The sequence below is a fragment of the Xanthomonas sp. JAI131 genome, from assembly GCF_013410075.1.
Classification (GTDB): domain Bacteria; phylum Pseudomonadota; class Gammaproteobacteria; order Xanthomonadales; family Xanthomonadaceae; genus Xanthomonas_A; species Xanthomonas_A bonasiae.
Window position 1 is genome coordinate 29443 of sequence record NZ_JACCCN010000005.1, and the last position, 22298, is coordinate 51740.

General features: G+C 68.9%; 16 protein-coding genes. 7 read left to right on the top strand and 9 right to left on the bottom strand.

The features are described from left to right. Positions 1–174 precede the first annotated feature (174 nt). From HDC36_RS19695 to HDC36_RS19710, 4 genes are all read left to right on the top strand, one after another. Positions 175–2682 (top strand): prolyl oligopeptidase family serine peptidase, encoded by a 2508-nt coding sequence (locus HDC36_RS19695; RefSeq protein ID WP_179570585.1) that lies wholly within the window; start codon positions 175–177, stop codon positions 2680–2682. Between the two features lie 21 nt (positions 2683–2703). Next, positions 2704–3012 (top strand): hypothetical protein, encoded by a 309-nt coding sequence (locus HDC36_RS19700; protein WP_179570586.1) that lies wholly within the window; start codon positions 2704–2706, stop codon positions 3010–3012. Positions 3013–4157: 1145 nt separating this feature from the next. Continuing rightward, positions 4158–6035 carry a propionate--CoA ligase gene (gene prpE / locus HDC36_RS19705; protein WP_179570587.1) on the top strand — a complete coding sequence of 626 codons (1878 nt, stop codon included), beginning with the start codon at positions 4158–4160 and terminating at the stop codon, positions 6033–6035. A gap of 68 nt (positions 6036–6103) precedes the next feature. Beyond that, positions 6104–6664: a hypothetical protein gene (locus HDC36_RS19710; RefSeq protein WP_179570588.1), complete on the top strand. Its 561-nt coding sequence runs from the start codon at positions 6104–6106 to the stop codon at positions 6662–6664. Positions 6665–6852: 188 nt separating this feature from the next. On the opposite strand, the gene HDC36_RS19715 is transcribed toward HDC36_RS19710, so the two are convergent. From HDC36_RS19715 to HDC36_RS19740, 6 genes are all read right to left on the bottom strand, one after another. Continuing rightward, positions 6853–7461, bottom strand: a complete 609-nt coding sequence (locus HDC36_RS19715) for a glutathione binding-like protein (RefSeq protein ID WP_179570589.1) — start codon at positions 7459–7461, stop codon at positions 6853–6855. 78 nt (positions 7462–7539) lie between these two features. Next, on the bottom strand, positions 7540–8001 hold the full coding sequence (locus tag HDC36_RS19720) for a cell wall hydrolase (protein WP_145701667.1): 462 nt from the start codon (positions 7999–8001) through the stop codon (positions 7540–7542). A 297-nt stretch (positions 8002–8298) separates the two neighbouring features. Further along, a complete protein-coding gene (locus HDC36_RS19725) occupies positions 8299–9633 on the bottom strand; it encodes a hypothetical protein (protein ID WP_255432835.1) in 1335 nt (444 codons plus the stop codon). A 240-nt stretch (positions 9634–9873) separates the two neighbouring features. Next, complete coding sequence (locus tag HDC36_RS19730) at positions 9874–11031, bottom strand: glycerophosphodiester phosphodiesterase family protein (RefSeq protein WP_179570591.1); 1158 nt, start codon at positions 11029–11031, stop codon at positions 9874–9876. Between the two features lie 216 nt (positions 11032–11247). Continuing rightward, positions 11248–12162, bottom strand: coding sequence for a glycerophosphodiester phosphodiesterase family protein (locus HDC36_RS19735; RefSeq protein ID WP_255432836.1), 915 nt, complete (start codon positions 12160–12162; stop codon positions 11248–11250). Between the two features lie 2 nt (positions 12163–12164). Continuing rightward, entirely contained in the window at positions 12165–14660 is a 2496-nt protein-coding gene (locus HDC36_RS19740) for a TonB-dependent receptor (protein ID WP_179570592.1), read from the bottom strand. A 111-nt stretch (positions 14661–14771) separates the two neighbouring features. On the opposite strand from HDC36_RS19740, the gene HDC36_RS19745 reads away from it, so the two are divergent. Continuing rightward, entirely contained in the window at positions 14772–15893 is a 1122-nt protein-coding gene (locus HDC36_RS19745; RefSeq protein ID WP_179570593.1) for an ROK family protein, read from the top strand. Here the strand turns inward: HDC36_RS19745 and HDC36_RS19750 are convergent. Continuing rightward, positions 15862–17169: an MFS transporter gene (locus tag HDC36_RS19750; protein WP_179570594.1), complete on the bottom strand. Its 1308-nt coding sequence runs from the start codon at positions 17167–17169 to the stop codon at positions 15862–15864. The genes HDC36_RS19745 and HDC36_RS19750 overlap by 32 nt on opposite strands. 103 nt (positions 17170–17272) lie before the next feature. Here HDC36_RS19750 and HDC36_RS19755 point away from each other — a divergent pair, with 103 nt between their 5' ends. Continuing rightward, on the top strand, positions 17273–17677 hold the full coding sequence (locus HDC36_RS19755) for a Rap1a/Tai family immunity protein (protein WP_179570595.1): 405 nt from the start codon (positions 17273–17275) through the stop codon (positions 17675–17677). 6 nt (positions 17678–17683) lie between these two features. On the opposite strand, the gene HDC36_RS19760 is transcribed toward HDC36_RS19755, so the two are convergent. Continuing rightward, complete coding sequence (locus HDC36_RS19760) at positions 17684–19732, bottom strand: NADPH-dependent 2,4-dienoyl-CoA reductase (RefSeq protein WP_179570596.1); 2049 nt, start codon at positions 19730–19732, stop codon at positions 17684–17686. Positions 19733–19993: 261 nt separating this feature from the next. On the opposite strand from HDC36_RS19760, the gene HDC36_RS19765 reads away from it, so the two are divergent. Beyond that, positions 19994–21046, top strand: coding sequence for a hypothetical protein (locus tag HDC36_RS19765; protein WP_179570597.1), 1053 nt, complete (start codon positions 19994–19996; stop codon positions 21044–21046). Positions 21047–21234: 188 nt separating this feature from the next. Here the strand turns inward: HDC36_RS19765 and HDC36_RS19770 are convergent, their stop codons facing one another. Next, the gene (locus tag HDC36_RS19770; protein ID WP_179570598.1) at positions 21235–22260 is read right to left on the bottom strand and encodes a zinc-binding alcohol dehydrogenase family protein; all 1026 of its coding nucleotides are present in this window, start codon (positions 22258–22260) and stop codon (positions 21235–21237) included. Positions 22261–22298: the final 38 nt, after the last annotated feature.

A 22298-nucleotide genomic window follows, 5' to 3' on the forward strand; every position in this document is an offset into this window, starting at 1 on the left:
GGCGCCACGCTCGCGCGGCGGCGATGGTCGCCGCTGCATCGCCATTCCACGACTGCGCGCGACAGCCAGCCTCTGCGGTATGTCTTCGCTGTTCGGCCGGCCATGACGTTGCGCCCGCGCGCGCCGGTTTGCGGGTGTGCTAGGTTTCCTCGGCCATTCATTTGGGGACATAGCATGACGCGCGCTCCGTACCGCTGGATCGGAGGGCTGGCGCTGGCCAGCCTGTTGCCGCTCGCCGCCAACGCCGCGGACAGCGGCTATCGGCAACCGCCGGAGCCGCTGCTGGGGGTGATGCGCGCGCCGCTGAATCCGTCGCCGCGGCTGGATCCCACCGGCAAGACCCTGCTGCTGGTGCAGCGCACCCAGTATCCGCCGATCGCGCGCGTGGCCGAGCCGTACCTGAAGCTGGCCGGGGTGCGCGTGGAGCCGCGCAGCCACAGCCGCCACGACATGTCCAACGGCTACGGCATCCGCGCCTGCCTGGAAGGTTTCAGCCTGGTCGACGTGGCCAGCGGCAAGCAGACCGCGGTGACCCTGCCGGCCGGCGTCTGCCCGGCGCTGCCGGTGTGGTCGCCGGACGGGCGCCGTTTCGCCTTCAACAACACCGCCGCCGACCGCGTCGAGCTGTGGCTGGGCGACGTCGCCACCGGCAACGTGCGCCGCATCGACGGCGTGCAGCTCAACCCGGTGCTGGGCGGCGAGATCCAGTGGCTGGGCGGCAGCGACACGCTGCTGCTGAAGACCGTGCCGCAGGACCTGGGCGCGGCGCCGCGCAAGGCGGCGGTGCCGCCCGGCCCGGAGGTCAAGGAAACCATCCAGGGCAAGGGCGAGAGCAGCACCTACGAGGCGCGCGACACGCTGTCCAGCCCCGAGGACGAGGCGCTGTTCACCTACTACGCCACCTCGCAGTTGCTCACCGTCGATGCCGCCAGCGGCAAGCAGACCAAGGTCGGCGCGCCGGCGGTCTATACCGCGGTGGACGGCGCGCCCGACGGCCGCCATGTGCGCGTGGAGCGGCTCAAGCGGCCGTATTCCTACGTCACCACCTATGCGCGTTTCGCCCACGATGTGGCGGTGCTCGATCTGTCCACTGGCGGCGAGCGCGTGCTGGCCGATCTGCCGGTCGCCGACCGGGTGCCGGTGCAGGGCGTGCCGACCGGCCCGCGTGCGTATTCCTGGCGGGCCAACCAGCCGGCCACGCTGGTCTGGGCCGAGGCGCTGGACGGCGGCGACTGGAAGGCCACCGTGCCCGCACGCGACAAGCTGCTGACCCTGGCGGCGCCGTTCACCGCCAAGCCGCGCGAACTGGCGCGGGTGACCCAGCGCTACGCCGGACTGTCCTGGTTCGCCGACGGCGGCCGGACGCTGCTGGACGAATACGACGAGAACCGCCACTGGCGCCGCACCTCATTGCTGGACGCCGACCGCCCCGGCACGCCGGCCCGGGTGCTGTTCGACCTGTCCACCGACGATCTGTACGCCGATCCCGGCACCCCGGAACTGCGCGTGCTGGCCAATGGCGAAGCGGTGCTGCACGAGGACCGCGGCGCGCTGTTCCTGAGCGGGCAGGGCGCCACGCCGGCCGGCGACCGCGCGTTCCTGGACCGCTACGAACTGGCCAGCGGCAAGACCGAGCGCCTGTTCCGCAGCGATGCCAGCGTCGACGAGGTGTTCGCCGGGTTCGCCGGCGACGATACGACCAAGCTGCTGACCTGGCGCCAGTCGCCGACCGATCCGCCCAACGTGTACCTGCGCGCGCTGGGCCAGGCGCAGACGGATGCGGCGGCTGGCGAAGCGGTCTACGCCTCGAGCATCGCGCCGGTCACCCGCTTCCCCGATCCGACGCCGCTGGTGCGGCAGATCAAGAAGCGCCTGGTGATCTACAAGCGCAAGGACGGGGTGGAGCTGTCGTTCACCCTGTACACGCCGCCCGGCTACAAGGAAGGCACGCGGGTGCCGGCGATCCTGTACGCCTATCCGCTGGACTATGCCGACCCGTCCAAGGCCGGCCAGGTCAGCGGCGCCAACGAGCGCGATTTCACCCGGCTGAGTTCCTACCAGCTGCTGTTGCTGGCCGGCTACGCGATCATCGACGACACCGCCTTCCCGATCGTCGGCGATCCCAAGACCGCCTACGACACCTATCTGCAGCAACTGGTGGACAACGCCACCGCCGCGGTGGACAAGGCGGTGGAACTGGGTGTGGTCGACCGGCAGCGGATCGGCGTCACCGGCCACAGCCACGGCGCGCTGATGGCGGCCAACCTGCTGGCGCATACCGACCTGTTCCGCGCCGGTGTGGCGACCAGCGGCAGCTACAACAAGACCCTGACCCCGTTCGGCTTCCAGAACGAGCGGCGCTCGTTCTGGGCCGCGCCGGAGGTCTACGCGCAGGCCTCGCCGTTCTTCCATGCCGACAAGATCAACGAGCCGTTGCTGATCGTGCACGGCATGGACGACGCCAATCCCGGCACCGAAACCACCCAGGCGCCGCGCCTGTTCCAGGCGATCCGCGGCAATGGCGGCACCGCGCGGCTGGTGCTGCTGCCGTTCGAACCGCACTGGTACACCGCGCGCGAGTCCAACGAGGACGTGGTGGCGGAGATGCTGGAGTGGTTCGACCGCTACGTGAAGAATGCGCCGCCGCGTGCGGCGGCGAACGAGGCAGCGAAGAAGCACTAGCTGACTGGGCGGGAGACAACGATGCGACTGACCTTCCTTTGTGCACCGCTACTGCTGGCGCTCACGTCCTGCGGTGCGGTCGATTCGATGAAGAATGCGTATGCGCATTCGCAGGAAGTGGCCGCCGACCTGCAGAAATCGGTCGGCAGCAAGCCGATGGTCGGCTTCAACTGGGCCAACGGCACTCTCGTCCAGGTCACGGTCAACTTCCAGGGCGTGCCGCGCAAGCCGCTGGAGCAGATCGTGCAACTCAGCAAGGGTTCGGTGGCTACGCGCTTCAAGCAAGCGCCGGGGAACGTGGTGGTGACATTTACGGTGCCGGGTAAGTAGTGCCATCCAGCGCTTCTTGACTCAGCGTGAGGGTCAATGACAGTTTTGGTATAGCACGTAGCCTTCAATGGTCAGCCTCCAGCCATGGAGGGTTTGGTGTGCACTGGCTTCATACAGCATTTCTACGAAGATTTCGCGCAGTCAGATCTGGCATTTATTATTTTTTGTGCTTCGGTGAAGCGTGGTATCGAATTTACTTCGAAGCAGTCACTGTATTTTTGCGGAAAAGTGAGCCTCCTGGTAATCCAGCCAACTCAACACTGTCGCACGGACTACTACTCAATGACCTGTCGGAGATGCCTGGAGTGGTAGGTTATCGGCTCTCCAGCATTGCATGCTCGGGCACGGCGCGCGGAGATGTAGAAGTGCTCCTCGCTTTTGCCCATGGGACTTCGACCCCGCTCAGCTACGACCCCGATGCCGGGGTTGCGCGAATTTACGCAAGTAGATCTTTGGGGGCGACGCCGTTTCATCGAGTGGTTCAATATGAGCGTTAGCGCGAGCTCTATTTCCTGTACGAGGGTTGCCAGGCTCACGCTGCTATTGGCCATACTGGGTGGAGTTTCGTTCGGAACCGGTCCCGTTCTTGATCGCGTCATAGTGCGTCTTGAACAAACGCATCCCCAGCTTGGTCAGCTCATGCTTCGGCCGGCCATCGGCGGTGTAGTGACGTTGCACGGGCGCCCTGTTGAAAGTGTGAGGGTTTTCTTCAGCAGGAACCACGAGAATACAGATTGGTGCGAGCAGTTGGGCGCTTCTGCTTCCACTGATAGGCAAGGACGTTTCTATATCCCGGAGCTCCGAGGAGGCAGGTCTCAGCTCACTGCGAAAGAGTCACGTTATGGATTGATAGGAAATGAACTCTGCGTCCAGTTCGGGGGCAAGCTTTTGCCGCAAGGGCTCATCCTCAGCGATCCGACCGTTGACGAATCACTTTACTTCCACTGTCGCTTTCCGGCGCCACCGGTTGATAATTACGATTCGAGAGCGTGCATGTGATCCCTGATCGTTCTCCCGAAGATGCCGTTTCCCGGCGCTGCCTGATTTCGTACTTCCGGTTGCATTCTTCGACCAAGGTCTGAACGACGCCCGCCCCGCCGAAGGACTATGCTCTAAACCGGTGCACCGGCCTTGGGAGGGGTGGCATGGACTACGCGACGCTGTACCGGCGCTCGATCGAGCAGCCGAAGGAATTCTGGGCGGAGCAGGCCAAGGCGATCCACTGGCAGCGGCCGCCGCAGGCGATCCTGGAATACGACCACCCGCCGTTCCGGCGCTGGTTCGGCGGCGGCCTGACCAACCTGTGCCACAACGCGGTCGACCGGCACCTGCCCGAGCGCGCCGCGCAGCTGGCGCTGGTAGCGGTGTCCAGCGAGACCGGGCAGACCCGCGAATTCACCTATGCGCAGCTGCACGCCGAGGTCAATGCCTTCGCCGCGGTGCTGCTGCGTCTGGACGTGCAGCGCGGCGACCGCGTGGTCATCTACATGCCGAACATGGCTGAGGCGGTGTTCGCGATGCTGGCCTGCGCGCGCATCGGCGCGGTGCACTCGGTGGTGTTCGGCGGTTTCGCCGCGCACAACCTGGCGTTGCGCATCGACGATGCGGCGCCGAAGCTGCTGATCGCCGCCGATGCCGGCAGCCGCGGCGGCAAGATCATTCCCTACAAGCCGCTGGTCGATGCCGCCTGCGCGGAAGCCAGCGCGCCGCCGCCGAAGGTGCTGATCGTCTCGCGCGGGCTGGATCCGGCGCAGCCGCGCAGCGACGGACGCGACGTGGACTACGCCGAGTTGCGCGCGCAGGTCGGCGACACGCAGGTGCCGGTGACCTGGCTGGAATCCAACGAACCCAGCTATCTGCTGTACACCTCCGGCACCACCGGCAAGCCCAAGGGCGTACAGCGCGACGTCGGCGGCTACGCGGTGGCGCTGGCGCTGTCGATGCGCACGGTGTTCGATTGCGCGCCGGGCCAGGTGATGTTCTCCACGTCCGATGTCGGCTGGGCGGTCGGCCATTCGTACAACGTGTACGGTCCGCTGATCGCCGGCTGCACCTCGCTGCTGTACGAGGGCTTGCCGGTCAATCCGGATCCCGGCGTGTGGTGGGCGCTGTGCGAGAAATACCGGGTGCGCACGATGTTCTCCTCGCCGACCGCGATCCGCGTGCTGAAGAAGCACCCGGTGCGCCACATCCGCGACCACGACCTGAGCGCGTTGCAGTACCTGTTCCTGGCCGGCGAGCCGCTGGACGAGCCGACCGCGTTGTGGATCGGCGAGGCGCTGGGCAAGCCGATCATCGACAACTACTGGCAGACCGAGACCGGCTGGCCGGCGCTGACCTTGCTGCCGGGACTGGAAATGCGGCCGGTCAAGCCGGGTTCGCCGGGCTTTCCCAATCTCGGCTACAAGATGAAGATCGTCGACCCGCAGGGCATCGAAGTGCCGGCCGGGCGCAAGGGCGTGCTGGTGATCGAGCCGCCGCTGCCGCCGGGCTGCATGACCACGGTGTGGAACGACGACGCGCGCTTCCTGCGCAGCTATTTCAGCCATTTCGACGAGCTGCTGTACAGCTCGCTGGACTGGGCGATTCGCGACGACGACGGCTATACCTTCATCCTCGGCCGCACCGACGACGTGATCAACGTCGCCGGCCATCGCCTCGGCACGCGCGAGATCGAAGAAGCCATCGCCGGCCATGCGGACGTGGCCGAGGTGGCGGTGATCGGCATGCACGACGAACTGAAGGGGCAGGTGCCGGTGGTCTTCGCGACGCTGAAACAACAGGCATCGCCCGATGCCGCCGCCGCCATTGCCGAACAACTGCGGCAATGCGTGGTGGAGCGGCTCGGTGCGGTGGCGCGGCCGGCGCAGGTGTATCTGGTGCAGGCATTGCCGAAGACGCGCTCGGGCAAACTGCTGCGGCGTTCGCTGCAGGCGCTGGCCGAGCAGCGCGATCCCGGCGACCTGTCGACGCTGGACGATCCGGGCGCGCTCGACGAGATTCGCCGCGCGTTGGCGCGCTGAGGCGCCACTGCATTGCGCAACAAGCGCGCCGGCTGCCGCTGACGCGCAATCACAGGGGAGGGTGGCGAATGAGCGAGCGCTATGCCAAGACCGACGCCGGACGGCAGGAGATCGCGGACCGCGCACGCCGGTTGCCGGCGCAGTTGCGCTCGATCCTGCTGGTGGTGGATGGGCACAAGGACGACAGCGCGCTGCAGCAGATCGTCGCCGGCCTGCATGCGCCGGAAGACGCCTTGGCGCAGCTGCAGCAGATGGGCCTGATCGCCCGCGGCGGCGATGCGTCGGCCTCGCCTGCGCCTGCAACATCGTCATCGATATCGCCATCGGGCACGCCGCCGGCAGCGGCGACGTCGGCCGGCGCCATCGATCCGCTGGCCAGTCCGGGCGATGCGCCGGTATCGCACGAAGCGGCGCAACGCTATTCGCGCCTTTACGACGCGATGAGCGAAGCGGTGCGCAAGTATCTGGGGCTGAAGGGCTATTTCATGCAGTTGCGGATCGAGCGCTGCAGCGACGCCGCCGCACTCGAAGCGCTGCTGCCGGAGTTCACCGCCGCGCTCGGCAAGGCCAAGTCGCCAGCGCTGGCTGCGCGTTGGCTGCAGGACACGCTTGACGACGAGCGGCGGTAGCTGCGATCGAGCGCCAATGGCGTGCGCACGCAAACGCCGGCATGTGATGGCGAGGAAGCAATGTCCGCTGTTGTAGGAGCGGCTTCAGCCGCGACAGGATGTCCCGGTGGCGCCTGTCGCGGCTGAAGCCGCTCCTGCAGGTTCCGTCTGTCTGCAGACAGATCAGGATGCGCTCTGACTGCGCTTGCTCAATTCAAGCCTTCGGCCTGCAGCGCCGCCTGCACCTGCGGATCGGCCGCCATGCGCGCGAAGAAGTCCTGCAGGTTGGCGCCGAGTTCGATCTTCAGCGCCTGCGCCCACCGCAGGGTGACGAACAGATACGCATCGGCGATCGAACGCTGCGTGCCGGCGAGCCATTGCTGCGTCGCCAGCTGCTCCTCCACGCGCGCGTACAGCGTACGCAGGCGTTCGCGCGCATGTTCCTGGATGCGCGCGATCACCGCCGCGTCCTCGAGGTAGCGCGTGCTGCCGAACAACGGATGGAAGGCCGGATGCAGGTCGGCGTTGAGGAAGGCGAGCCAGCGCTGCACTTCGGCGCGACTGCGCGCGCTGCCGTCGCCGGCCAGCTGTGCCGCGGGCGCGCTATCGGCGATGTAGTTGAGGATCGCCGAGTTCTGGGTCAGTACCCACTCGTCCACCTGCAGCGCGGGCACCGCGCCGGCGGGATTGAGCGCGAGATAGGCCGGTGCCTTCATCGATGCGGCGTCGAGCATTTCCAGTTCGAACGGCAATTCCGCCCAGCGCAGCGCGATGTGGTCGGCCAGCGAGCAGGCGCCGGGCTTGGCATAAAGTTTCATTGCAGACTCCGCACGAACAAAGGGCCGGGAAGCGTACCCGGCCCTGCGTGCGGTTGGCGATAGCGCCGCGCTGGCCGGTCAGGACGCGTTGCGCGGCCGCAGCTTCTGCACGCGGTAGAACGTGTGGTCGCCGATCGTCGCCACCTGGTAGGCGTTGCGCCAGCTCGGGCTGGCGATCGCATGTGCGGCGAAGTGGCTGGCGCCGGGCACGATCTCCTTGCGCTGGCCCTGCGGCAGCGCCCAGTTGCGCTCGGCGGCGAAGGCGACGTTGACCGCATCGGCCCAGGCGTCGTCGTTCTTCAGTTCGGTGCCGGGTTTCACCAGGCCCGGCGCGAACTGTTTGCGCGCGGTGACCACCTGGCACATCGAGTTGCCCCACAGGCCGCTGTCCAGGCGCCGCAGCGCCACTTCGGCGACCGCCTGCTGGCCGCGCAGCGTCTGGTCGCGCGCTTCCAGATAGACGGTGGTGCTCAGACACAGCGAATCGGCGGCGGGTTGCGGCAACAGTTGCGACAGCCAGAGTATCCAGGCCAGTTTCATATAACTCCTTGCTCCGTATGGGCCGTCATCGGGGCTGCACCGGGTGGCGCGGCAAGGCGATGCGGCTTGGCGTCATGGGGAGGCGGCCTGTCACGGGTCGCCCGGGTGCCGGCGCAATCTGGAGGCCGGCGGATCCACCAAGATGGGCGGATCGGAAGTGGCGCGCACAATAGGCGCCGCTTCCCCAATCGCAACTGAACCCCGGTTGTTGACAGGGTTCACTATCCGTGTGGCGCGCGCGGCGCGTGACGCCGCGCGCGGAGGTATCGAAGCGTGGTGTATCCGCTGCAACCAGGGTCAGGGAAACTGGCCGCGTTGCATCAGCATCGCGTAGACCTTCACCACCGGATCGCGATGCTCGGCCAATTGCGCGAGCCGTTGCGCGTGGTCGGGCCAGCGCTGCATCTGCCCGGCGACTACGCGCAGATCGCCGAACCAGGTGTCGTGGTCCTGCGCGTAGTAGGGGCCGGACAGCAACGACGCCATCAGCGCGACGCCGCGATCGCGCGACGCGCCGCTCGGCGCATATTCCAGATAGCGCAGCAGTTCGCGCAGCCGTGCACGCTGCACGCGGCCGCTGCCATCGCCTGCCGCGGTCTGCTGCAGAACGCCATGGTCGAGCTGGTCGAGGAATTCGGCGGAGGCTTTTTCCAGCGCCGGGTCGGCGGCGGAGGCGTCGGGCAGCAGCAGTTGCGTGCGCACGTTGTAGCCGGCCTCGCGGATCAGCGAAACCGCCTCGTCGTCGATCGATTCCTCCACCACCGGCGGCGCCGGCGGAATGCGTTCGTTCGGCAGTTCGGCGACGAAACGCTGCTCGAGCAGCCAGTGGTTGCCGAGCAGGCTCGCCGGGCAACGCGCCTGCGCCAGGTGCGCCGCGACATAGGTGCGGTACGCCGCATGCAGCCGCTCGCGCAGTGCCGCGTCCTGCAGCAATTGCAGCAGCAGCGGCATGTCCGCGGCGACGCTCAGCTCGGTGGCGGTGAAGCCCGGATCGTTGCCGCGGATGCGCGCGAACATGCGCACCAGGCTGTCGGCGACCTGGGCCTGGCCGTTGCGCTCCAGCGCCGTGCTGGCGAGCACCATCTTCAGCGCCGGCGCCACGTCGGTTTCCTGTTGCGCCTTGTCCACGCGCTCGGCGAGCGCCGCCGCCTGCGGCGCGGCCTGGGCCGGCTGCAGTGCGGTCGCCAACGCGTAGGTGGGGCTGGGATCGTCGATCAGCTCGGCATCGCAGTCGGCGGCCTGCGGCGTCGGCAGCGCTGCGAACAGCGCGGGCGCCTGTGCGGGAGACGTCGCCAGGATGCGCGCAGCGCGCGTTTGCAGCGACAGCCGGTCCAGGCCGGCGGTGCGGGTGTCGCGCAATTCGTCGCCGTGCTCTTCGCTGACATAGCCGGCGCTGGCCAGGCCGGGCATGCGCCGCATCGCGCGTTCCGCCAGGACCGACGCCTGTTGCGCCAGGCGCAGCGCGGCGTCGCGGCGATCGCCACCGGCCGTCGACGGCAGGTCTTTGGCGTCGGCGATGCGCAGCAGCGCGTCGGCCTGAAAATCGGCCGGTAGCGCCTGCGCCGCGGCGATGACCTCTCGCGCCGATGGGCCGGGCACGGTGTCGGTGGAAGAAGGTGATGCGGACGGCATGTCGGTCGCGGCGACAGCGCGATGCGCGGATGCCGGCGCGGCGGCTGGCGCCGTGGCGGCGCGTGCGCCTTCCGCGGTCGCTGCGCGTTGCAACAGGAGCCAACTCACGCCGGCGACGAGAAGCAGGACAAGCAGGTGACGGGGACGTGGACGGGGAACGGGACGCATAGCGGATGCTTCCTGGGTGGAGAGTGCAGCGGGAAGCCGGGGAGCGAACTCCCCGGCCGGATCATGCCGCGATCACTCGTAGCGCGAGGTATTCCGGAAAATGCGCGAACGGGTAATGCTGAGCGGGTCGTCGCTGATGATGCTGGTGAAGCCGGCCAACGCCTGCACGCCGAAGTCGGAGCGGTCGTCGGCGACTTCGTTGCCGAAGTACTTGGTGCGCGTCAGGTAGTCGCTCAGCGCCGCGCAGCAGGTCCCGTTGCTGCGCACGAAATGCTGGCCGTCGTGGCTGCCGAGGCGGTACTCGGGCACCGGCGAGAACGCACCGAGCGCGCGGTGATTGGCCTGCTCGCCGGCCAGCAGTTCGCCGGTCGGATCGCTGCGGCGCGGTTGTTTGTTGCCGATTTCCAGCCAGGCGAAGCCTTTCTCGCCGCGGGCCTGTTCGATCCACGCATTGACGCGGCAGAACGGCGTGTTGGGGCTGATCGTTCCGCACAGGCCGGTATAGCCGCCATCGGCGAGCCGGTCCATGTCGCCAGCGTAGACGGTCGGTGCGAACGCGACGCCCTTGGTGTAACGGGTGATGTCGCTTGGCGTGCGCGGCAGCAGCGAGGCGCTGAACTTCAGTACCACCTGGTTCTGCATGCCCAGGTAGAGGGCCAGGTCGGCGGCGCGCGACACCGCGTCCAGGGTCTTCAGGTCCAGCACCACGACCATGTGATTGGCGTTGCGGTGCACGGCATCCAACGCGTTGGCCAGCGGCACCGGGCGGTAGTTGGTCTTGGCGAAGTTCTTGTCGCGCAGGAACGAATTGACCAACTCGTGGCTGGTCATGGTGCGGATGTCCGGATTCCAGCCGGACGGATTGTTGGCCGGCTGGAAGATGTTGAAGTCCGGCGAATGGGCGATCACGCGGCCGGCGTTCTGGTCGTGGAACAACCACGGCTGCCCGTCGGAGGACTGCTTGACGTCCAGTTCGATCGCTTCGATGTTGTTGTTGTAGGTGTTGAGGATGGAGCAGGTGGAATTTTCCGGGCAGCCGTTGCCGACCAGGCCGCGATGCGCGATCACCGCGACGCTGGCGCGGCTGCCCTGGTAGGGGCTTTTCATGGCGTTGAGGATGTGCTGCGGATTCCAGTTGTTGGCCGCCGAGGCGAGGCCGGACAACACGGTCAGCGAGGCGCAGGCCAGTACCAGCGATAGGCGTTTGAAGCGTTTCTTGGACGAGTTCATGTGCTCTCCTGTTGGGAGTGGATGGATGGACGTGACACAGACGCAATGACGCCGATGGCGGCCGACCGTGTTGGCTCGACCGTCGCGGCGAATCGCTCGGAACGACGGCTGCGCCATCCATGGGCGCGATCTGGCTCCATGCCGACCGTCTGGGGCTTGGCTCCCCGCGACACGTCGCGACTGTTGCCGCGTCGCGAGGATTGAGATCGACGACGGCTACCGGTGCATGTCCGATGCGCGCAAATAGCGTTGCAGTGCCGCTGGTTCGTCGGTCTGGATCATGCTCACCCCATGCGCGCGCAGCGCGCCCCAGACGCTGGCCGGATCGCGCAGCGCGCGCTGGTCGGTGTAGTCCGCCGACAGCCGCATCGGCCGGCCGCTGGCGATGTCGTTGGTCATCGTGTTGACGAACAGGCGCGTGCGTGGCGCCAGTTCGCGTTGGGCGATATCCAGCACCGCCGGGTCGTCGAACATCACCTGCACCACCGCCGGACGCAACGCGGCGGCGCGGCGCAGCGCCTGTTGCGGCGAAAGCGCGGTGTCGCGTTGCAGGTACAGCACCTGCAGCGCGATGCCGGCCGCGTGCGCGCGCTGCAGCGCCGCCTGCGGCACGTCCAGCGGGACGTTCAACAGCACGTCGCGTTGCGCACCGGCCGCCTCGACCACGTCCATGATCTGGTCCAGCGCGGCGGCCTTTACGTCCAGATTCACCAGCACCCGGCCGCGCGCCGCGGCCAGCGCCTGCGCCAGCGTCGGCGGGTGGCGCTCGGTCAGGGTGCTTGTGCGGCCGCCGCCGCGGCTGCGCACGCGCAACGCGGCGATCTGCGCCGCGTCCAGGTCGGCTACCGCGCCATGTCCGTCGGTGGTGCGGTCCACGGTCTCGTCGTGCATCAACACCAGCGTCCCGTCGCGCGTGGTGCGCACATCCACTTCGACCATGTCCACGCCGTGCGCGATGCACGCGGCGATGCCGTCGAGGGTGTTCTCCGAGGCGAACTTCCAGCATGCACGGTGCGACACCACCAGCGCATCGCCGTGCGGATCGCGCAGGCGCTTCGGCAAGTCCGTCGCCGTCGCCGTCATCAGCGGCAGCCAGATCGCCGCGCCCATCAGCAGTTTGCGGCAGCGCATGCTCACCACCGCCAGGTCAGCGATGCGTTGTAGTTGCGGCCGAAGATCGGACGCGCGTAGATCGCCTCGGCGGTGCCTTGCCCGGACAGCGTATCCACCCGCGCGTTGCCTTCGGTCAGGCCGATGCTGTTGTCGACGTTGGCCGCATGCAGCTGCAGTTCCAGGTTGTCGCTGAGGTGGGCGAACAGGCCCAGGTCGTAGGTGGTGTAGGCGGGCAGCGCGGTGGCGTTGGTGTAGTCGACGTAGCGCTGGCCCATGCGGTAGGCGGTGGCCGACAGTTCGAGCGGACGCCCGGCGATGTCGAAGTACAGGGTCGGGCTGAGCGAGGCGATGAACTTGGGGATGCGCGAGATCTGCTTGCCGTCCAGGTCGCCGTAGCTGGCGCCGGTGGTGGCGTTGCTCAGGCTGCGCGTCTGCGGATCCTGCAGCGTCGCCGAGCCGGTCACACCGAAGTACGCCGACGGGCGCCAGGTGAACTCCGACTCCAGGCCGAAGGTCTGGGTCTGGCCGACCAGGGCCAGGGTCTGCACCGCACCGGTCGCGTCGAGCACGATCGCGCTGATCGACAGATCGTTGAAGCGGCTCCAGAAACCGACGGTGGAGAACGAGAAGGTATCGCCGAAGGCGCCGCGCAGGCCGGCCTCGGCCTGGTCGATGTCGGTGACTGCCGCGTTCTGCGTCTGGTAGACGTTCTGCAGCCGCGGCAGGCGCTGCGAGGTGGTGTAGCGGGCGAAGGTCTGCAACTGCGGGGTCAGCGCGAACTCGGCGCCGAGCGTCCACTGCGTGGCATGGCGACGATCCTCGCGCGCGCTGAACGCGCCGCTGAGGCCGCCGGCGTTGTCGTCGGCCAGGGTGGTGGAATCGCCGAGGTTGCGCGTGGTGTTGGCGTACACGCCGCCGTCGGCGCTGTAGCGGGTGTAGCGCACGCCGGCATCCACGCCGAAGCGGCCGAAGCGCACCGAGTCCCACAGGTACGGCGACAGGTAGGTACCGTTGGCGAAGCCGCGGGTGACGCCGTTGCCGTAGCGCACGAAGCCGTTCTGGGTGACCGCGCCGACCACGTTGCCGGCCGCGTCGTAGGCCAGCACGTCCAGGCGCTGCGCATTGTTCTGCAGCGTGGTCAGCACGGTGTTCTGCAGGCGGTCCTGGGCGTATTCGAAGTGCTGCACGTTCACGCCGGCGGTGAGCGTGTGCTGGCCGAGCGCCGATTCGCCGAATGCCTTGCTCAGGCGCAGATCGTCGGACAGCGTGCGCAGGTGGGTGCGTGCGTTCCACAGGCCGCTTTCCAGCACCAGGCCATCGGCACCGGCCGGGTCGTAGACGGCGCCGTCGCCGCTGCTGACGTAGCCGACGCGGGCCACGCGGTTGCCGAAGCCGGTGCGCGCGCGGCCGAGCTGGGTGGACAGATAGGCGGCGGCGTCGGATGGCGCGGCGCCGGAGAACAGCGCGGTGTAGTCCACCTCGGCATCGACGAAGCGCATGCGATTGTTCAGAGTCAGGCCGTCGTCCAGGTTCCACTCCAGGTGGGTGCCGAGTTGCTTGACCTTGTTGTGGATGCCGTCGGCCAGGTCCAGGTTGCGGGACACGAGGCGGTTGCCGTCGAAGGTCGGCACCGTGGTGTGGCGCAGGTCGTTGGACAGCAGGGTGCCGTCCAGCGGGTCGAGCAGCGCCGACAGCGACTGCGAGGGGGTGCGCGGATCGTCCAGCGGGATCGGGTTGTAGAACGCGGTGCGGTCGTCGAGGTACTTGGCGTCCACGTCGAGGATCGCATCGCCCATCAGGAAGGTCAGGTTGCCGCGCAACTGGCCGCCCTTGTCGGCGGTGTAGCCGGTCTCGCGCAGGCCGTCGTCGCTGCGGTGGTAGCCGCCGATGCTGTACAGCACGTTCTCGCTCAGCGGACCGGAGCTGTAGGCGTCCTCGCGGCGCAGGCCGTCGCTGCCGACGGTCATGCGCACCGCGCCCTCGGGCGTGGCGGTGCCGTGGCGGGTGATGGCGTTGACCGTGCCGCCCGGCGCGTTGGTCGCGAACAGCGGCGAGGTGCCGCCGCGCACCACTTCCAGGCGCTCGGTCATCATGTCCAGCGAAAACAGCGTATCGACGTTGAAGAAGCTTTCCTGCGGTTCGTCGAACAGGGTCATGCCGTCTTCCTGGTACTGCACGTAGTACCAGCCGCCGGCGGGCAGGCCGCGCACGTACAGGTTCTGGCCGCCGCCCTGGCCGCCGGAGGGCTCGGCCGAGAAACCGGGCACGGCGCGCAGCATGTCGACGCTGCTGCTCGGCGCCGCGCGATCCAGGCGTTGCTTCGACACCACGCTGATCGCGAACGGCGCGTCCTTCTGCGACTGGCCCTGCGGGGTGCCGGTGACGACGATCTGATCCAGGGTGGTGGTGGCGTCGGCAGCGGGCGCCTGCGGCGGCTCCTCGGCATGGGCGCCGGCGGCGAGAACGGAAGCCAGCGCCAGCGCGAGCAGGCTCAGGTGTGGATGGTTGGTGCGCATGTGGAACTCCCCCATTAAAAGTATGTGGGGATAATAGTATTTATCATGTATGAAACTTTCGTGTCCACATGCTAGCGTTGCCGCACATCCACTGCGGGTCCGCGTCGTCCCATGCTCCATGCCGATTTCCCGCCGCGCGTCAGCGCCGGCGGCCGCCAGTTGCTCGACCGTGTGTTCAAGGCAGGGGTGCAGACCCAGGCAGCGCTGAGCCGCGACCTGGGCCTGTCGCAGCCCACGGTTGCACGCCTGCTGCAGGGCTTCGTCCAGGACAGGATGGTGCAGCTCGGCGCGCGCGCCGCCGAAGGCCGCGGCAACCCCAGCGTCGATGTGCGTCTGGCCCCGGACTACGCCTACGCGTTCGGCATCGGCCTGATGGGCGACGTAGTGGCGCTGGCCCTGGTCGATTTCGCCGGCGCGGTGCGCGGCCAGCGTCGCATCGGCCTGGCCGACATGCGGCGCGCCCCGGTGCTGGCGCAGCTGCTGCGGTTCCGCGAGGAACTGTTCGCCGAAACCGGTGTGGATCCGGCGCGGGTGGTCGGCACGGGCATGGCGGTCTCGGCCTTCTTCACCGGACAGGGCCAGCAGATGGCGGGGCCACCGGCGCTGGAGGACTGGACCCAGGTCGAGCTGGGGCCGATCCTGGAAGACGCGCTGGGCTGCGCGGTCACGGTGGAGAACGACGGCGCGGCGGCGGCGGTGGCCGAGAGCCTGTACGGGGTCGGCCGCGACTGTCGCGACTTCGCCTACCTGCACCTGACCAACGGCTTCGGCGGCGGCATCATCGCCGACGGCCGTCTGTTCCGCGGCCATCGCGGCAACGCCGGCGAGTTCGGCGGCATCTGGACCGTCGGCGGCATGGCCTACCCGAACCTGGATGCATTGCTAGCGCTGGCGCGCGCGGCCGGGCAGGACTACGCCGGCGTGGAGCAGATGCTGGGCGACATCGGCCCGCACAGCCCGGGCGTGGACGCCTGGCTGGCGCTGGCCGAAGCGCCGTTCTCGCAGCTGTGCGCGTATCTGGCCTACACCCTGGATCCGCAGGCGATCGTCATCGGCGGGCGCCTGCCGGCGCCGATCGGCGAGCGCCTCATCGAACGCATCCGTATTCCTCGTGCGCCCAACCGGCATGGGCTGGCGCCGCCGCTGCCGGAACTGCGCATCGCGCGTACCGCTGGCGACGCGGTGACCCTGGGCGCGGCGCTCATGCCATTGCAGCGAGCCTTCTTCGCCTGAGCGGGCGACGCCCCGACAGCAGCGCCAACAGCAGGCACAGCGCGCCGCAGGCCAGCGGACCGGCGGCCATCGCCCAGCGCAACAGCAGGCAATGGCTCTCGCGGTAGTCCACCGCGCCCAGCAGCAGTCCGATCACGGCGATGCCGGCGGCCAGCGCAACCTGCGCGCTGGCGACCAGTGCGGCGAAGCACAGCGCGTGCTGGGCAACCGCGCGCTTGGCGGTCAATTGCGCATGCCACGCCCAGACCAATTGGCCGCTGCTGCCGCCGATCGCGCCGATGCATGCGGCCGCCAGCAGGCTCAGCTGCGGCTGCGCCGGCAGCGCCAGCGCGAACAGTGGCGCGCTCAGCAGCAGCGCCACGCCGAGCCAGGCCAGCCGTTGCCGCGGCGGATGGTGCCGGCCCAGCCGAGCGGCCAGCGGCTGCACCAGCACCGATCCCAGCGCATAGGCGATCAGCACCGCGCTGCCCCAGCCTGGCGAGAGCAGGCCGTAGGCGGCCACGTACGGCGCCAGTTTGGTGAAGGCGGGCAGGGTCAGCGAGATCGCGACGATCAGCAGCAGGGGCTGCCAGGGAATCGCGCGCCAGCACGGCGCCGGCTCGGTGCGCGTCGGTGCGTCGGCGATGGCGCCCGCGAGCGATGCGCCCTCACGCAGTAGCGTGCGCCGCAGATGCCAGGCGCACAACGCCGCCACCGCGGCCAACAGGGCGCTGGCCTGCAGTGCGAAGGCCGCGCCCTCGGCGCCGCGCGCCAGCATCGCGCCAACGATCACGCTGATCAGCAGCGCCGCGATGCCGCTGCCGGCCAGGCGCAATGCGCTGGCGCCATCGTGGCCGCGCCACGGCCAACGCACCAGGCTCAGCAATGTGTTCTGCGCCACGTCGCAGACCGCGTAGGCGATGCGGAACAGCAGGCTGAGCACCAGCACGTAGCCAAGCCGCAGCGGCGCCGGCAGCAGCGGCGCGGCGAACACCAGCAGCAGCGCCAGCGCCGCCGCGCTCAGGCCCAGCCATTGCAGGCGCCCGATGCTTGCCACCCCACGCAGCTGCCGGCGCAGGCTCCAGCCGGCGCCGAGGCCGATCGCCGCGCTGACCAGCAGGCCCAGCGCCAATACCAGCCCGGCGGCGGTTGCCTCCAGTCCGGCGTGTTCGGTCAGCGAATAGATCAGCAGCAGTTCGCCGGCGTACCACAGCAGGCTCTTGCCGAAATGCGCGCAGGCATACGCCGCCAGCGCCGCGTGCGGCAGCGAGGGCAGTGCGGGCGAGGTGCGATGCATCTGCGCGTTATAGCGGCGCGATGCGACAGCACCGAGTCCGGGCCAGCAGATCGTTGCCTGCTAGGATCGGCGGCATCGGCCCGAGCGATCCGAGGAGGTGTCCATGTCCCTGCGCATCCCGTTCCTGTTCGCGCTTTGCGTGTCGGCTTGCGGCGCGACGCCTGTGCTGGCAGCGCCCGCGCAGACATCGAACGCCGATGTCTATCAACTATCCGGGACGCACTTGCTGCAACTGCTCAAGGGCGATCCGGATGGCGTTGCCGGGCTGGAACCGCACCTGGCCGAACGCCATCGCCAGCAGGCCAGCGAAGCGGCGAAGTTCTACATCGCCGGCGTCGCCGACGGCGCCGAAGGCGTGCAGTGGTGCGCCGGTGCCGGCGTGCTGCGGCACGAACTGACCGATCGCGTGTACACCGCGCTGAGCGCGTTGCCGCCGGCCCAGTTGCAGCAGCGCGCCTCGATCGCGGTGATCCAGGCGTTGCGCGCGTCGTTTCCCTGCTCCAGGTAAGCGCGCCTACAACTGCGCCGCCAGGCGGCTGCCCTGGGCGATGGCGCGCTTGGCATCCAGTTCCGCGGCGACGTCGGCGCCGCCGATCAGGTGCGGCTTGCGACCGGCCGCCAGCAGCGCATCGTGCAGGTCGCGGCGCGGCTCCTGGCCGGCGCAGACCACCACGGTGCCGACCGGCAGCACCTGCTCGGTGCCGTCCACGCGGATGCGCAGGCCGGTGTCGTCCATGCCCAGGTACTCGACCCCGCCGAGCATGGTCACGCCCTTGGCCTTCAGCGTGGCGCGGTGGATCCAGCCGGTGGTCTTGCCCAGGCGCGCGCCGGGACGGCCGGCGCTGCGCTGCAGCAGCCACACCTTGCGCGCCGGCGCTTCCGGCTGCGGCTTGCGCAACGCGCCGCGCGCCTCGAACTGCGGATCCACGCCCCATTCGGCCATCCAGCGCGCCGGGTCCAGCGCGGTCGATACGCCGGCGTGCACCAGGAACTCGCCGACGTCGAACCCGATGCCGCCGGCACCGATGATCGCGACCTTGTCCGCCGCTCGCACCCGGCCCTGCAGCACGTCGAGATAGCTGACCACGTTGGGATGATCGGCGCCGGGGAAATCCACCGCGCGCGGCAGAATGCCGGTGGCCAGCACCACGTCGTCGAAATCGGCCAGCAGCGCCGCATCGGCGGTGGTGTGCAGGCGCACGTCCACGCCGGTGGCCTCGAGCTGGTGGCGGAAATAGCGCAGCGTCTCGTGGAACTCCTCCTTGCCGGGAATGCGCTTGGCCACGTTGAACTGGCCGCCGATCTCCGCGGCGCTGTCGAACAGGGTGACGCGGTGGCCGCGTTCGGCCGCCACCGTGGCGCAGGCCAGTCCGGCCGGGCCGGCACCGACCACGGCCACGCGCCGGGGCGCCGTCGTGGGCAGGTAGTTCAGTTCGGTCTCGGCCGCGGCGCGCGGATTGACCAGGCAACTGGCGGTCTTGTTCTCGAACACATGGTCCAGGCACGCCTGGTTGCAGGCGATGCAGGTGTTGATCGCCTGCGCCTGGCCGCGCCGCGCCTTGTTCGGCCATTGCGGATCGGCCAGCAGCGGCCGCGCCAGCGACACCATGTCGGCACCGCCGCCGGCGAGGATGCGCTCGGCCACGTCGGGCATGTTGATGCGGTTGGTGGCGATCAGCGGCACCCGCACGTGCGGCTTGAGCTTGGCGGTGACGCCGGCGAACGCGGCGCGCGGCACCGAGGTGGCGATGGTCGGCACGCGCGCCTCGTGCCAGCCGATGCCGGAGTTGATCAGCGTCGCGCCGGCCGCCTCGATCGCCTGCGCCTGCGCCACGATCTCCTGCCAGTCGCTGCCGTCCTCGACCAGGTCCACCAGCGACAGCCGGTAGATGATGATGAAGTCCGGCCCGCAGGCCTCGCGGATCTGGCGCACGATCTCCACCGCGAAGCGCATGCGCCTGGTCGCGTCGCCGCCCCAGGCGTCGTCGCGGCGATTGCTGCGCGGGGCCACGAACTCGTTGATCAGATAGCCTTCCGAACCCATCACTTCCACGCCGTCGTAGCCGGCCTCGCGCGCCAGCCGCGCGGCGCGCGCATAGGCGCCGATCTGGCGCTCGACCCCGCGGGCGGACAAGGCGCGCGGCGTGAACGGATTGATCGGCGCCTTCAGCTTCGACGGCGCCACCGACAGCGGGTGGTAGGCATAGCGCCCGGCATGCAGCAACTGCAGGCAGATCTTGGCGCCGTGGTCGTGCACCGCGCGCGTCACCTGCCGGTGCGGGCGCACTTCCCACGGCCACGACAGCTTGCCGCCGAACGGCTTCAGCCAGCCGACCACGTTCGGCGCGAAGCCGCCGGTGACGATCAGCCCGGCGCCGCCGGCGGCGCGCTCGGCGAAATACGCGGCCAGCTTGGGGAAGTCGCGCGCGCGATCCTCCAGGCCGGTGTGCATCGAGCCCATCAGCACCCGGTTGCGCAGCTGGGTGAAGCCCAGGTCGAGCGGGGCGAACAGGTGCGGATAGGCGGCGGAGGACGGGTCGGGCTGGCCGGAGGCGGGCGACATGGCTTTGGATACGCTGGCGTACGGAAGCGCGCAGGTTGCCCCGAATCCCGCGCTACGGCAAGAGGCGCGCGCGGACCGGCCGCCGACCGAGCGGCGCACCCGCGCGCGGCGCGGACGCCGGGCAGCAAGACCGCAATCCCAGAAACGGGTTTTGTCCAGCTGCGTCGGAGGGGGGAATCCATCGCCGTTCGTCATCGTCGGTGGTCCGGATGCGGCAGGACCCCGGACCGTCGCCAACCTGTCCCCTAAAAGGAGTTTCCCATGCGCCATCCGATCCGAAACATGGGCTTTGCGCTGTGCATGGCCGCAGCCGCGGCCGCACCCTCCCAGGTCTTCGCACAGTCGTGCAGCACGTCCACCGCTTATTACGGGGAACTGATTCAGGCCGCCGACCTGGACGGCAACGGCAGTCTGGAAGCGGTCTGCAACGGCTACAGCGAAATCAATGTCGTCAGCGGCAGCGCCGCCACCCGCTATCCGCTGAGCAACACCCCCTGGACGCTGGCCTCGGTCATCGACGTGGACGGATCGCCCGGCGCGGAGGTGGTGCTCAAGCAGGGCAACCAGCTCACCATCGTCAAGCACTACGCGCGCACCACGGCCGCCATCTATATCGGCACCACCAGTTGGGACATCGGCGCATTCGCCGACGTGGACGCCATCGCCGGCAACGAGATCGCGATCACCACGCCGACCTTGCTGCGCATCGTCTATCCCAGGAACGGCAGCATCACCGACCACTACATCGGCACCGCCTCGCGCGTCGTCGCCGGCGCCGTCGCCGACATGGACGGCCTGCCCGGCGCCGAAATTCCGCTGGAAGCCGGCAGCAACTTGGTGGTCTACGGCCGCAATACAGGGCTGCGCACGACCTGGGTCACCAACGGCACCAACTGGAAGATCTGCGCCGACATCGCCAACTGCGCCAGCGACATGAATGGCGTCGCCGGTGCCGAACTGCTGCTCGCGTTGCCCAGCGAAGTGAAGATCTACTCGCTGAAGTCGGGCGCATTGAACAGCTACTGGATCGGCAGCCAGTACGCGACCCTGGACAACGGCGTGCGCGACCTGGACGGCGTGGCCGGCAACGACGTCGCGATGGCGCAGGGCGGCAACGGCAACCTGCTGATCCTGCGCCCGGCCAGCGGCACCCTGCAGACCATCAACGGCGCCGGCAGCTTCGGCAGTTCGTGGACGCTGGTCGGTTATGCCAATCTCGACGGCGTGGCCGGGGACGAGATCCGGGTCCGCTCCAACAGCAACAACCGCATCTACCGTGTCTACCCGCGCTCGGGCACCGTGTCGGTCGAATGAGCGCGGACCCCGGCGCGGACGCGGTCCGCGGCCGCGCCCAGGGGGCAGCGACGGCGCACGGACGCCGGCGGCGATGCGATCGCCGCCGGCGACCTGCGCAGGCAGATCCACCGTCGATCCTTCTACGGCTGGCGCGGACGCCGTTCCGACGCCAGCCATCGCCGCCGCGACGCTCGCGGCGGCGCAGTTCAGCCCCAGCCGGCCAGCGCCAGCTTGCCGATGGTGCTGCCCGACTCCAGCCGCCTGTGCGCTTCGCGCAGATTGGCCGCATCGATCGGCGCCAGCGTCTCGGTCAGCGTGGTGCGCAACGCACCGGCATCGATCAGGCTGGCGGTGCGCGCCAGGATCCGGTGCTGCTCGATCATGTCGGCGGTCTTGAAGCGCGCCCGCGCGAACATCATTTCCCAGTGGATGCCGATGCACTTGGCCTTGTACGGATCGCCGATGCGCAGCGCGCCGGCGGGTTCCACGATCAGGCCGACATGGCCCTGCGGCGCGACCAGTTCGCCGAGCGCGTCCCAGTAACGATCGGTGTCGGCCAGGTTCAGCGCCGCATCCACCTGTTCGATGCCCAGCGCCTGCAGCTGCGGCGCCAACGGCTGGCGGTGGTCGATCACGTGCTGCGCGCCCAGTTGCAGGCACCAGTCGCGGGTCTGCTGACGCGAGGCGGTGGCGATGACCTCGAAGCCGGCGTGCCGCGCCAGCTGGATCGCGATCGAGCCGACGCCGCCGGCGCCGCCGATCACCAGCAGGCGGCGGCCGCGGTTGCGCTCGTCGTCGAAGTCGAACGGCATGCGCTGGAACAGCAGTTCCCAGGCGGTCAGCGTGGTCAGCGGCAGCGCCGCGGCCTGCGCGAAGTCCAGCGTCGCCGGCTTGCGCGCGACGATGCGCGCGTCGACCAACTGGTATTGCGCATTGCTGCCGGAGCGGGTGATGTCGCCGGCGTAGTAGACCTCGTCGCCGGGTTCGAAACCCTCGACATCGGCACCGACCGCCTCGACCACGCCGGCAGCGTCGTAGCCCAGCACCTTGGGCTGCGCTTCCACCTGCGGCTTGGGTGCGCGCACCTTGGTGTCGACCGGGTTGACCGACACCGCTTCGACCCGCACCAGCAGGTCGAAGCCGGTGGGAGCGGGCGGGGTGGGCAGGTCTGTATCGAACAGCGACTGCGGATCGTCGATCGGCAGGTAACGGGTCAGGGCGACGGCTTTCATGGTGTCTCCAGGAGTGGGGAGGCGGTTGTTTCGGCGCG

Bases quoted from the DNA above. Each gene is read 5' to 3' on its own strand.
- HDC36_RS19715 (WP_179570589.1), bottom strand. From the start codon at position 7,461: ATGAAACTTTATGCCAAGCCCGGCGCCTGCTCGCTGGCCGACCACATC.
- HDC36_RS19750 (WP_179570594.1), bottom strand. From the start codon at position 17,169: ATGCATCGCACCTCGCCCGCACTGCCCTCGCTGCCGCACGCGGCGCTG.
- HDC36_RS19755 (WP_179570595.1), top strand. From the start codon at position 17,273: ATGTCCCTGCGCATCCCGTTCCTGTTCGCGCTTTGCGTGTCGGCTTGC.
- HDC36_RS19695 (WP_179570585.1), top strand. From the start codon at position 175: ATGACGCGCGCTCCGTACCGCTGGATCGGAGGGCTGGCGCTGGCCAGC.
- HDC36_RS19745 (WP_179570593.1), top strand. From the start codon at position 14,772: ATGCTCCATGCCGATTTCCCGCCGCGCGTCAGCGCCGGCGGCCGCCAG.
- HDC36_RS19760 (WP_179570596.1), bottom strand. From the start codon at position 19,732: ATGTCGCCCGCCTCCGGCCAGCCCGACCCGTCCTCCGCCGCCTATCCG.
- HDC36_RS19765 (WP_179570597.1), top strand. From the start codon at position 19,994: ATGCGCCATCCGATCCGAAACATGGGCTTTGCGCTGTGCATGGCCGCA.
- HDC36_RS19735 (WP_255432836.1), bottom strand. From the start codon at position 12,162: ATGCGCTGCCGCAAACTGCTGATGGGCGCGGCGATCTGGCTGCCGCTG.
- prpE (WP_179570587.1), top strand. From the start codon at position 4,158: ATGGACTACGCGACGCTGTACCGGCGCTCGATCGAGCAGCCGAAGGAA.
- HDC36_RS19710 (WP_179570588.1), top strand. From the start codon at position 6,104: ATGAGCGAGCGCTATGCCAAGACCGACGCCGGACGGCAGGAGATCGCG.
- HDC36_RS19740 (WP_179570592.1), bottom strand. From the start codon at position 14,660: ATGCGCACCAACCATCCACACCTGAGCCTGCTCGCGCTGGCGCTGGCT.
- HDC36_RS19700 (WP_179570586.1), top strand. From the start codon at position 2,704: ATGCGACTGACCTTCCTTTGTGCACCGCTACTGCTGGCGCTCACGTCC.
- HDC36_RS19720 (WP_145701667.1), bottom strand. From the start codon at position 8,001: ATGAAACTGGCCTGGATACTCTGGCTGTCGCAACTGTTGCCGCAACCC.
- HDC36_RS19730 (WP_179570591.1), bottom strand. From the start codon at position 11,031: ATGAACTCGTCCAAGAAACGCTTCAAACGCCTATCGCTGGTACTGGCC.
- HDC36_RS19770 (WP_179570598.1), bottom strand. From the start codon at position 22,260: ATGAAAGCCGTCGCCCTGACCCGTTACCTGCCGATCGACGATCCGCAG.
- HDC36_RS19725 (WP_255432835.1), bottom strand. From the start codon at position 9,633: ATGCCGTCCGCATCACCTTCTTCCACCGACACCGTGCCCGGCCCATCG.